12 protein-coding genes are annotated in these 12,164 nt (G+C 43.0%); 2 read left to right on the forward strand and 10 right to left on the reverse strand.

The annotated features are described in order from the left end of the window. Positions 1-15: 15 nt before the first annotated feature. From VTAP4600_RS18425 to VTAP4600_RS18470, 10 genes are all read right to left on the reverse strand, one after another. Positions 16-1,281 carry a CpaE/TadZ family protein gene (locus VTAP4600_RS18425; protein ID WP_102524259.1) on the reverse strand — a complete coding sequence of 422 codons (1,266 nt, stop codon included), beginning with the start codon at positions 1,279-1,281 and terminating at the stop codon, positions 16-18. Then, positions 1,281-1,814, reverse strand: a complete 534-nt coding sequence (locus VTAP4600_RS18430) for a hypothetical protein (RefSeq protein ID WP_102524260.1) — start codon at positions 1,812-1,814, stop codon at positions 1,281-1,283. The genes VTAP4600_RS18425 and VTAP4600_RS18430 overlap by 1 nt, the downstream gene beginning before the upstream one ends. Next, positions 1,811-3,139 (reverse strand): type II and III secretion system protein family protein, encoded by a 1,329-nt coding sequence (locus tag VTAP4600_RS18435; protein ID WP_102524261.1) that lies wholly within the window; start codon positions 3,137-3,139, stop codon positions 1,811-1,813. The genes VTAP4600_RS18430 and VTAP4600_RS18435 overlap by 4 nt, the downstream gene beginning before the upstream one ends. A 14-nt stretch (positions 3,140-3,153) precedes the next feature. Then, complete coding sequence (gene cpaB, locus VTAP4600_RS18440; protein ID WP_102524262.1) at positions 3,154-3,951, reverse strand: Flp pilus assembly protein CpaB; 798 nt, start codon at positions 3,949-3,951, stop codon at positions 3,154-3,156. Then, the gene (locus VTAP4600_RS18445; protein ID WP_102524263.1) at positions 3,948-4,412 is read right to left on the reverse strand and encodes an A24 family peptidase; all 465 of its coding nucleotides are present in this window, start codon (positions 4,410-4,412) and stop codon (positions 3,948-3,950) included. Before VTAP4600_RS18445 ends, cpaB begins: the two co-directional genes overlap by 4 nt. Further along, positions 4,413-4,610 carry a Flp family type IVb pilin gene (locus tag VTAP4600_RS18450; RefSeq protein ID WP_102524264.1) on the reverse strand — a complete coding sequence of 66 codons (198 nt, stop codon included), beginning with the start codon at positions 4,608-4,610 and terminating at the stop codon, positions 4,413-4,415. Between the two features lie 36 nt (positions 4,611-4,646). Beyond that, positions 4,647-4,832 carry a Flp family type IVb pilin gene (locus tag VTAP4600_RS18455; protein WP_102524265.1) on the reverse strand — a complete coding sequence of 62 codons (186 nt, stop codon included), beginning with the start codon at positions 4,830-4,832 and terminating at the stop codon, positions 4,647-4,649. 383 nt (positions 4,833-5,215) lie between these two features. Continuing rightward, on the reverse strand, positions 5,216-6,730 hold the full coding sequence (locus tag VTAP4600_RS18460; RefSeq protein ID WP_102524266.1) for a pilus assembly protein: 1,515 nt from the start codon (positions 6,728-6,730) through the stop codon (positions 5,216-5,218). A 4-nt stretch (positions 6,731-6,734) separates the two neighbouring features. Next, positions 6,735-7,259, reverse strand: a complete 525-nt coding sequence (gene tadF / locus VTAP4600_RS18465; RefSeq protein WP_102524267.1) for a tight adherence pilus pseudopilin TadF — start codon at positions 7,257-7,259, stop codon at positions 6,735-6,737. A gap of 1 nt (position 7,260) precedes the next feature. After that, positions 7,261-7,851, reverse strand: a complete 591-nt coding sequence (locus VTAP4600_RS18470) for a TadE/TadG family type IV pilus assembly protein (protein ID WP_102524268.1) — start codon at positions 7,849-7,851, stop codon at positions 7,261-7,263. Between the two features lie 534 nt (positions 7,852-8,385). Here VTAP4600_RS18470 and VTAP4600_RS18475 point away from each other — a divergent pair. Then, positions 8,386-9,528, forward strand: a complete 1,143-nt coding sequence (locus tag VTAP4600_RS18475; protein ID WP_102524269.1) for an efflux RND transporter periplasmic adaptor subunit — start codon at positions 8,386-8,388, stop codon at positions 9,526-9,528. Positions 9,529-9,536: 8 nt separating this feature from the next. Continuing rightward, on the forward strand, positions 9,537-12,137 hold the full coding sequence (locus tag VTAP4600_RS18480) for an efflux RND transporter permease subunit (protein WP_102524270.1): 2,601 nt from the start codon (positions 9,537-9,539) through the stop codon (positions 12,135-12,137). Positions 12,138-12,164 lie beyond the last annotated feature (27 nt).

Genomic DNA, 12,164 nt, shown 5'->3' on the forward strand with positions numbered 1-12,164 from the left:
ATGACTCACTATTTATTATTTGGCGAACTTCAATTTAAATTGCTGCAGAGCAGCGACAAACGGATTGGTTTTTATAATGATGGAACGGCCTAACACCAAACTTGCTAGGTTCAACATGCGAGTAGAGAATTTCCCTCTCATGTCGGTAAATCGCTTACCTGATAACAAAACCGACGGGATGTCTTTTTCGTAACCGATCTCAACGTCCACTTTGCGCTTTAATTGTTGTTCGATTTCTTGGGCATAAAGCACGCCATCTCGGTACGTTCTGTGTTGATTGAGTACTAGCAAAGAGCGAGGCGTTTTTAAGCTGTTACGTGCAGCAATATCTAAGTTATGCAATACACGTTTAGCGGAACGTACCGCAGAAACCGTCGGATCGGTCACAACCAAAATTGAATCGAAATGCTCACAGAGGTGAAGATAATCTATTGGAAACTCAACCGAGCTAGAGAAGTCCTCTACCACCATGTTGTAACGACGCAACAACAAAGACACCATGACGTCGGTTTGCTTAGTGCAATCATCAATCGCGGCTTTTTCGCCATCCACAGCCAGCAATGAAATACCACTGCAGACCTTTTGCATCAGGCCTTGGGCCGAGTCTTCATCGAGCTGAGAAACCTGTACAGACGATTTATTCATATCGAGCTTTTCGTATTCATCAATGCCCAACAGAACATCCAGATTACTGTCACGATAGTTATGATCAACCAGCATCACTCGGCTATGGGTTTCTTTATGTAAGAAGCTGGCAAGCTCACAAGCAACTAAAGAGCAACCCACACCGCCTTTCGCACCAATCACAGCAATGCGCTTTGCTTTACGCTCTTTGCCTAAGCCTTTTCCCCCATGGTGGTTACGTACTACATGGCGCATGAAGTCACTCAATTCGGCTTTAACGACTGGCCAGAAAACGTAGTAGAACCCCATTTCTTTTAAAGAACGTATGGTTGAAATGGCGTCTTCTTTACCAATAACCACAACAGACGCGGTATTAGGGATTTGCGGAGATAACTCTGCAATTTTGGCGATCACATCGTCACATTCAGTCAGTTCAATTAGAACAAGATCAAGGCGAATGGTATTGGTTTCAAAAAATTCATTCCAAGCCGTTGGTTTCATTTCCAACAGATCAGGTTCACCCAGTGAATCAAAACTGAACACTTCCTGAACTAAACGTTGGCAATGCTCCGATTGATAAAATAGGGCTGAGTTTAAGCCTTCTTTGGTTTCGGTAAGCGATTCGGTCGCTTTAAGCGCAGAGGTAAGATCTAACATTACAGCCCCTCTTGATCGTATATTGACAACTCAGAAACAACAGGCGTGAGTGTTGACGGAGTGGCCAACGATTTTTGGCGCGCACGATCAACAAAGCAGCCGTCTTGCATACTCCAGGTATTACTACTGCTGAGTTGAGGACAAGGTGGCATGATCACCTGAGTGCGATGAGAGGTAAGCACTATGTCTGACGTTGCTTTGCCATTGTCTTGCTGTTGGTATTCGATCCACTGCTGGTATTTGCCTAAGTCGCTTTTTAACTTAGCTTGCAGTTGCTTACCGGCTTTTGTGTGGGCAACAATGACGATACGCTCGGCGTCTTGTTCAAACTGGCTAACAACAAAGTCTCGCGCTTTTTGCTCTAGCTTATTTTTTTCAACTTGCTTAGTCGACTTATAGCCCAGCTTTAGCTCCGCTTTCACAGGAACCAATACCGCTTCTGTCCCTGTAATCGGCTTACCACTGCAACCCGCTAACAGAGTGATTGCTGCCAAGGTTACAAGGGTGTGTTTTATTCTTGTTATTTGGATCATTTTTTAAACCCACCTTGAGAGAGTAGATCGTAAGTCACTTGATATTTAGGCGTGTCACTCATGCCAAACAAACGCTTTAACGTGCTGGTTGGGTACATGCTTGGCAGCTGAATTTCAGATGCATGTTGTGGTTTAACGCGGTTTACGGTGGCTACGATAACAAGCTCGCGTTTTTCGCGTTTAGTGGCGGCGCTTCGAAATAACGCACCAATGATAGGGATGTCACCAGCACCAGGGATTTTTGAAATACCTTCAACGTCTTCACTACTCATCAAGCCACCGATCACAAAACTTTCGCCATCTTTTAATTCAAGAGTGGTGTCAGCCTTACGTGTTCTTAAAGAAGGGTAGAACGAACCCGAATCTTTATAGGACTGATCTAACGTGCTCACTTCTGGCTTTAACTTCAACCGAATTCTACCGCTTTCCAGCGTTTTGGCAGCAAAGCCAAGTTTGATTCCGTATTCTTTATATGAAACGCTTTGCCCGTTAGCACTGGAGCTAACGACTGGGAGCTCTCCCCCGACAAGAAAACTCGCAGACTCACCCGAAATCACAGACAAGTTTGGCTCTGCTAGCATTTGTCCCAACGTATTGTCGTTCAAGGCAGAGATTAAGGTACTCAGGTTTTCAGCTTTAAAATTTGTTAATAAGAACTGCCCTGCATTTCCGGTATCTGCTGCCCACTTAAAACCAAGCTCTTCATTAAGTTGACGACTTACTTCTGCAATGGACAATTTCACGTTGATTTGATCAGCAGAAGCGATTTTCAACTTGTCGACCAAGCCTTTGTATTCCACTTTGGTATTAAAATCAGCGACAACGGGTTTCATCTCAGTCGGCTTAGACTTATCGTCATCTTTACTGTCTTTTTTATCTTCAATTTTTTCTAGCTTGAGCAATTCACCAATCAGCTTGATCACTTCTAAATGCTGAGTTTGGTTAATGATTTCGCCTTGTACTAACACCTGCTCGTCAATCGCTTCAACTTTCACGTTGAGATCTGGGTAGTGCAACTTTAGTTGGCGATTCACTAGTCTAACATCACGAACAACGCTCACTTTGCGCTCGTAAATTTTGCTGTTGTCCTTGGCAAATACCATGATGCGAGTATCACCACGTTCTTTGCCAAAAATAACGAATTTATTAGCATCCAATATTTGATAATCTGCAATGTCTGGCGATGAAACAAAAATGGTGCCTATTTCTTGTTTAGTTGAAACGCTAGTGGCGTCCCCTAAAGAAATGGTGATGTTTGCCGCCATGCTTGGGGCAGCAACACTTACACAAGCCGCAGCGACGACTGGTAGAATAGATAATTTCATAATAGCTCCAGTGATTAGCTGCGACGTGAACCGCGAAGTTCCACAATGCCTTGATAGCCAGGTAAAATGTCTTTGGTTTGCGCTTCCGGCAAATACATTTGGTTACGAGACTTATACACTTCCAATGCGGACAAACGACGAGCGAGCGTCATTTTACTGATGAATTTGTGTGGTATTTCCAGAACCAAAGTAATCATGGTGCTGGCTTCATCTTGGCTGTAATGAATAAGATCTTGATCATCGTACGTTTTACCGCGAACGGCTAATACTCGAACTTGATTGAGTAATGGCTTCACATCAATGTTGGCGTCTCGTGGCGATTCAACTTCATCACGTCTTGCCATGTTTTGCTGCAAAGAAGTGAGTGCCAAAATATCGATAAAATCGCCGGCTTTAATGCCTGCAGCCACAATATGACGTTGCTCCATCGCCAATGGGAAAGCACTCATGCCGTTGCTTATAATGGTATCGACGTAATCTGGGTTGTCTGGCGTAATAAGGTCGTCAGGGGTTAACATTTCACCCGGACGAATACGGTGACGAAATACCGCACCTTTGCTGTAAGGGAGATCTAACAAGGCAAAGTCAGCTTCATCTTCTAAGCGCATTTCAGCTTCTACTAACTTCGCCGAAAAATTGCTACCACGCTCAATGGTTTGGTTGGCAAGCCATACGCGTACTTTACGCTCTGGCACTTCAACGTGTTCAAACGCAGTAGGCTCAGGTTTCGTCGCGAATACTTCGTTAAATACGCCATAAACGCCAACAACAAGCGCTAGAATGGCTAAAAGGTGGGTAAATCTCTGTTTCATAGGTTGGATGGGTCCAATACTAAACAAACGATATTAAAAGTACTGACACTAGCTATTGCGATCCCATACGGGACACCTCGTTCCTTTAGCTCTTGGTAACCTGCAGTCAAATATGCCCAGCCAAACTGAAACATCACCACCACACCGCCTACCAACAAAAATCCAATTAAATTATTCAGCGCGAGAGAAAAATCAAAACACAATGAATAGCCCATTAATAACTTAATATCGCCGGCGCCAAACACTTTATATTTAAAAAGAAATAAACCAATAACAAAAGTAATTAGGGATATAACCAAACCTTGCCAAATTGGGGAAACATCCAATAGCAAAGCGATAAACAAACAGACTGCAAAGTTAAGGGCGACCAGTTTGTTGCTGATCAGCCTTTCTTTCCAGTCTGAGATACAAATATTGACCGCCAAGACGGTCAATATTGAAAGAAAAATAACAACCGTCATTTATGGACCGACAGATGGGTTGTCAATTTGATTCGTAATTTTGATAAAGGCACGATCTATCGCACTTCGAAGGCCACTTTCATTATCCGTACCTAGAGCAACTCCAAGAACAGAAGCCATTGCAACTCCAATTACAGCATATTCAATCGCCGTTACACCGCTTTGGTCTTTCAGAAAAGATTTAAGTAAACTTGTCATTATTAAATACCAGCTTTTAGATTGTAGTTACTCGAATTATTTTATATCAATTTGGTTGCTAATTTTCACGAATGCTCGATTAATCGCCCCACGTAAACCGGCGTCATTATCAGCACCAATAGCAACACCCAAAACTGCCGCCATAGCCACTCCAATAACTGCATATTCAATAGCCGTAACACCGTCTTCATTTTTGATAAACTGGTTAATTAGGTTTTTCATTTTTACTTTCTCTTTTTATAAGATTTAATGCAAAGCTAGAAACACTGAAAAGGACAAAGGTTTAACTAGCAACGTTTTTTTGACACCGCCTAGTTTACTGAATCAACATCACATTACAAGTTATTTATTTGATATAATACCACTCTTGACAGAACACTGACATTCAATAGGAAACAGATACTTAAATCAATAATGGGTTATTTTTCGATCAGCCAATCGTCCTACCATCAAGCTAATAGGCTGAAATTGTAAACAATCAAACACTTGCCAGAACATTAGAAAAACTTGGCGCCATAAAAATGACGCTCATGGTATTACGTGAGCTTATCTATAAAAAAGAGGCCCACAATTGTGGACCTCGTTACTAAGGGGGCTGATGGGTGCTAGCGTTCTACATTGTAAGATGTCGTGGTACTGAGTAACTCCATAATGACGTCTTTAAGTTTGCTCAAGTCTTTTACTTCGTAGATGTGTTTGCCAAAGCAATCTTTATAAGCTTGAGCCTTATTGTTAAACTTAAGGCCAATTACAAACATTTCAAATTTAACCGCCTCACCTTTCTCATTTGTACTCAGCTCATTGCGAATATTTTCGCATAAGCCATTGTTTACCAATTTTTTAAAACTATTATTGTTTTCTTCACCATCTGACAATACAAATATAAATCGATTCTTATTCTTCCCTCTATATAATTGTTGTGGCGCAGCCAATAAGCCTTGATACATATCTGTCCCACCACCGATTCTCATCTTATTGATATCGTTGTTGAATTTACTTAGCTGCGTACTCGAGTTCATTTCGACCCTCTCCAGCATATAGTGCGCCGGCGTAGATGATCTTGTTGAGCAAAAGCTTTCATTAGCCGTTTTTGTCACGCTTGAACCCAATTTTAGAGGCGTCATTAACTTAAGTTCATCCGACAGCTGAATTTCTTTGGCCGTTCGCCTATAGTCTATATGATCTCTAAACTCATCATTCCATCCGCTTCGACATCCACTACCGTGATTACAATCTAACCCTAATACCCGATAATATGAGCGAGATCTCGCCCACGTAACATACTTCTCACTCACCCTTCTTTCTTCGCTAGTAAATCTATTGTCTTTATACCAACGTTCTCTATCGCTGCTACTAACTAACGAGTCAAAAGTGTTATTTCCTCTCGGCCTATCAAATATAGATAACTTTTTCCCCAACAGTAACGATGAACAAAAGAACTTATCCCCCTTTCTAACTACAATTCGCTTAGAGAATGGCACAAAACCAAAAGATGAATCATTAATCGTTTCATTTGGGTGTTTTTGTTTTAGTTCTTGTGTTGCGTCAAAGATGGTCGTAGTAACGCTTTTAATTGCTTTTTTAAGGTTACCAATTCGATTGTAATTCTTCATCGACCCTGAGAAATCCGACACAAACACCACATCGACGGGTTCAAAATCTGTCCTCACCCTAGCAGCCGTCGCTTTGTTGTATACTTTCTGCTGTTTATCAAAGGAAGGTAATCCTTTCATGTACATCCAGGAATCTTGTGTAGTGGTACTATCGATTTTGTAATGATGAACTGTGCGTTCAACAAAGACCTTAGGTTTCACTTCTTTCTTGTAGGTATGTTTTTCTCGAGAGACGGTAAAATCAGCCCCTTTATTATCGGGAACTAAATAATTGACCCAAGCGGTTGCCGTCTTCGTCGCTCTTTTTTGGTCAAACCCTGCTTCATCACGAATCTCATCACTCTCAGATACCGCAATAGCAGTTGCTTCCATAACGTCACCTAGGTGAGCTTTTTCAGTGATATATCTGCTCCCTTCTACACCAAGAGCACCCATGCTTAAAATGGCAATCGCGATAAACACAAAGTAGATAGCAGCAGCACCGGATTGTTTTTTTAATGACCTCATGATCTTAACGCCCTACAAAAATTGAAGTGGATTGAAGTACGCGGTCATCTTTTTCATTATCGTCACCGATCACTTTTTCAAAGAAAACAGGCACGCGTCGGCATACCGTTACCCGGTAAACATTGAGATCGTGTTTACTGCCGTCGACGAGCTCATTAGTCATTTGGGCTGCATTACAAGGAATGCTTGAATCCCCAGCAGTCAGTGAAAACTCATTTTTTTTGCCACTTTTAAATCCGATATTAACGCGTATGTCCGTTTGCTTAGCGTCTAAAAGTCGACGCGCCATCTGGTACATTTCTTTCGCTTGAGTCTGATTAATATCCCAGTTGGTACTGCGAGTTCCTTTGGTATAGAAGCCTTTTCTTTCTTTAAGCACAGACACCATAGCATACGAGGTACGGTTAAGTTGACTTTTTTGTATAACCTGAAAGCCCAAGTCAAAGATAAAAAATAGAAATGCGGTCATGCCTAGCAGAACGAAAGCCAGTTCAATGCTAAATACACCCTTTTGATTCTTGATATTCATGTCATTCGCCTTTCAACTTGCTACGAAACATCGCCGTATCTTGGACAATTAACAAACGCCTAGTAATCGGTCGTTCCGTAAAAGACCAACGAAACATAATAGGGCTGTAGGTGTAAGTCACTGTGTACTCAGCCAACGCAGCTTCATCCCACATTTTTTGGCCTTTATATGCTTTCCCTGACACGTAATCCTGAGGTGATTTGTATGGCACTACAGACAGGCTATAGTCATTCTCACTCGTAAATATTTTCCAAAGAGGGGTCGCATTTTCTTTAATGAACGCGTAATACCAGATTGCTAAATCATTACCCGCCATCTTTTGAACTCGATGGCATTCCTGAAGCTTTTTGGGATCATCTTTATAATCTGAATCACAATTGGCTAACTTATACTCTGAGAATTTTTTACTCTTCTCTAGTTGAACCCGAGCATCCCTCGCCGCTTCCGCAGTCGCGTAGTCCAACACCGAGCAAATATACGTCAACCGACAAGTCTCAAAAATCAGCATAGTGAACATAAAAAGCACGATAAAACCAAGGGCAAATTCAATAACGAACATCCCATTTTGTTTGTTTCTTCCTATCTTTCTCATTTTTTTAATCGTTATATTTAATTTATAAAGAACGGGTTACATGCAAGCAAATTGTAAAACCCTTGGTTCATTGCCATCAATACGTGACATTAGTTCGAAATCGTACATTATTGTATTATGTAAAACAATCAGCGTAGGTTATTTCATGTGCATCTCTGACGATAAATTGACATTGACGGGAATTTGCCAGTTAATTGACACCTAACTCATTAATGAGACACGCAGACATCCAACAAGCCACTTCTAGGACATTCTCGGACAGAATCGAAAGTTAATATGGTGTAACATGACCACCATTCGTTGGTGAGATTAACCAACCATTGGTTTTCATCGCATAACTGCGCGCCACGCTGATTTTTAAGTCGGTGTAAGTCATTATTAATATTAACTTTTTATTTGGCGCGTTTTTTGCGAAGGGTTTTGTGAGCAGTTTTATAAATGCCAACTAGCATTTGGATGTAAACAGAATCAACGTTTCGAATAATTATGACGTCACTTCGCCGATTTGGGCGAAATTTGATACTAGGGATATGTATGTTTAAAAAGATCATCAAATGGCTACTGCCTATTTTGATTGTACTGGCTTCTTATGCGGGCTATACCGCGATACAACACGCCGCACCGGAAGATGATACACCGCCACCCATTGCCACAGCACCAACAGTAACGACCCAGTCGATTTTACCTACAGACCATCAAGTTATTATATCAAGCTTTGGTGAACTGGCTCCGCTAGAAGCAACGCAGCTTTCTGCCCAAGTATCAGGAGAAGTCACCAGTTGGCACCCAAATTTTGTCGCCGGTGGTGTCGTTAAGCGTGGCGAAGTCTTATTCACCTTAGAGCAAGACAATTACCAAGCCGCAGTCTTACAAGCAGAAGCACAATTGGCCAAAGCTCAGGCGAGCCTGATTGAAGAAAAAGCCAAAGCAGAAGTGGCTAAGCGCCAAGCAAAAAAACTCAGCGACAAACAAGTCACCGACCTTTACTTACGTAAGCCTCAAGTACTGAGTGCCAAAGCAGAAGTAAAATCGGCGCAAGCTGGGCTTAAACGCGCACGTCGTGATCTCGACAACTGCAAGGTTATTGCGCCATATGATGCGTTAGTGGTCGAGAGAAAAATCGGTGTGGGTCAATACGTCCCTGCTGGTACTCAAGTTGCCACAATTAATAACATCGAAGCAGGTGAAGTGATCTTACCGATTGCAGGGTTCGACAGTGCGTTCCTGCCAGATGTACTTGAAGGCACGGCCGCCAATATCGTTTCAAACGGCGTTGTTACCATTGAACGCAAAGGCGAAATTGCTCGAGACCTAGGTATTGTTGACAGCAGCACCCGCATGATCAACTTGGTTGTACGCATTCAAGACCCATACGGCGTCGCAAGCAACAAACCGGCTCTTAAATTCGGCTCCTATGTTCAAGTGCACTTTGCTGGCAAGAAACTCAAGCACATTTATCGTCTGCCTCAAGAAATGGTCAATAACCGCATCGTATGGGTGGTTGGCCCAGATAATAAAATGCTAGCGCGCACCGTGAACGTATTGCGTGAAGAAAACCAATTGTTCTTGATTGACCAAGGCTTAAATGAGGGCGACCAACTTGTCACCACCGTGCCAGAGTACCCACAAGTGGGCATGGACGTGATTGTTGCTAACGCTGAACAAGACAAAGAGTAAGGAAACCCATGTCTGAACTCAATTCAAACGAGCCAGAGCAAACCATCTCTCGCCATCCCATTCCCAAGCAAACGGGCCTTATTGCCTACTTTGCTAATAATTCGGTTGCTGCCAACCTATTGATGATTTTTATCCTCATTATGGGTACTGCCACCTATTTCTTTATTCAGAAGCAAATGTTTCCGAATATCGAAATCAATTACATAACGATAGACGCCACCTATTCCGGCGCTTCGCCACAAGAAATCGAAGAAAGCATCTTAATTAAAATTGAAGACTCGATTAAAGATGTAACGGAAATTAAAAAGACCGTCACCAGAGCGTCTCGTGGCAGCGGCTCTCTACAGTTAGAAATCGACCCGAAAAAAGACCTGTCGAAAGTGCTCGATAAGGTCAAACAGCGGGTAGACAGCATCTCCTCTTTCCCTGGGGCCATGGAGCCGATTAACGTCAGTCAGGTTGAATTTCAGCAAGAAGTGATTTCTATGGTGTTGTCTGCCGACAAGCCGCTATCAGAAATCAAACCACTGGCGAAAACCATTGAAGACGAATTGCGCCTATTAAGTAATGTTGACTTGGTGGAGCGTTACTCACCACTGGATGAAATCGCCATCGAGATCCACCCAGATACATTAAGAAAGTACGATTTAACACTGAGCAGTGTCAGCCAGTCTATCGCCAGTTATTCTGCTAACTACTCGGCAGGTATGGTGCGCACGAACACGGGCCAGATATCGGTTCGAATCGAAAACAAATATTACAGCGGTGACGAGTTCCGACGTATTCCGGTGAAAATCGGCAACCACGGTGAACAAGTTCTGCTTCAAGACATTGCCACCATCAAAGACGAGTTTGTTGAAGGCGATCTCTACTTCAAATATTCCGGTGAAAACGCTACCTACCTATCGGTGAAAGCAACCAAAGACCAAAACATGGTCCCCGTTGCTAAAACTGTGAATGCTTACATTGAAGCAAGAAACAAAACTCTGCCTCAGGGGTACGAGCTACACAGCCTGGTCGATATGACCTACTACCTCAATGCTCGTCTCGATATGATGCTAAAAAACCTGCTGCAAGGTGCCATTTTGGTGGCATTACTGCTCAGCCTATTTTTACGCGTTAAACTGGCGATGTGGGTAATGGTTGGCCTTCCTGTGTGTTTCCTTGGCGCGTTGATGATGATGCCTATTTTTGGCATCAGCATTAATATCATCTCGCTATTCGCCTTTATCATGGTACTGGGTATCGTGGTTGATGATGCCATTGTGATGGGGGAAAGCGCCTATACCGAAATTGAAAAACACGGAGGCGGCGTTGATGTCGTGGTCAGCGGCGTGAAAAAAGTTGCAACTCCGGCGACCTTTGGTGTGTTAACGACCATTGCGGTATTCGCGCCTTTCATCATGTCGACAGGGCCAGAACGTGCGTTCTTCTTAGGCATCGCGGTGGTGGTTATCTTGTGTTTGGTATTTAGCTTAATTGAATCTAAGTTAATTTTGCCTGCTCACTTGGCTCATACCCATTTCACACCCATTAAAAAAGGCAGCTGGAGAGATCGATTCAATACGCGCTTCTTCGGTTTTGTAAACGGCCCGTATAAGCGCTTTGTGGAATGGTGCACTAAGTGGCGCTGGTCTGTATTTGCTACTTTCATTGCGTTGCTGGTGATTAGTGCTGCGTTAGTTACGTCAAGCTTTGTGCGAATTGTCCCTAGCCCAAAAGTGCCACACGATTTCCCTGCCGTCTCGATTACTATGAACGACACGGTTTCGGATGAGCAAACCATTGCAGCGTTAAAAACCATCGAAAAAGTCATTTATCAAGTTGATGAAGCCACCATTGCCGAATACGGTAAAGGCATGGTGAAATCAACCATGTCAATGACCCGAAGCCGAACCAAAGGCCAGATTATTGTGCCCTTGGTTGATGAAGAACACCGACCTTTCACCACCTTTGAGTTATCTCGTCGCTGGCGTGAACAAATGCCAACCATTGCCGGTATGAAATCGTTCACCATAGCTGATGATGTTAACGGCGGTGAAGGCGGTGATGAGTTTGGTTACCTACTATATGGGCCAGACATCGAAACCTTGAATAAAGCCGGTCGCTTCTTCATTTCGCAACTACAAAACCAAAAAGGGCTATACGATATTAGCTCCTCTATTGATACCGCCAGCCAAGAAGTGTTGTTGAGCCTAACCCCTGTAGCTTATGACCTAGGGTTAGATTTATCGACCATTGCGAAACAAGTCGGTGGTAGCTTCTACGGTGGTGAAGCGCAGCGTATTCTTCGTAACGGTGAAGAAGTCAAAGTCATGGTTCGTTACCCGAAACTGACACGTGAAGCATTTTCTTCACTACGCTACGCTTTGATCACAACACCAACCGGCAAGAAAGTGATGCTTGGAGACGTAGTAGAAATCACCCAAAAACCGGGCATCAGTAACATTCGACGTGAAAAAGGTTACCGCACTGTTTATATCTACGGCTCTATTGATGAGGAGCAAGTAGAACCCAACGAGGCTGTAGAATTTCTCCTCGCCCGTCTCAATTCTGATCCTGCCGCCATTTCATCACGATATGAACTTGAACGCACTAACTCCTTGTGATCTAATCTAAATTATTCGCCACAAGAC

The organism is Vibrio tapetis subsp. tapetis (assembly GCF_900233005.1).
Taxonomy (GTDB): domain Bacteria; phylum Pseudomonadota; class Gammaproteobacteria; order Enterobacterales; family Vibrionaceae; genus Vibrio; species Vibrio tapetis.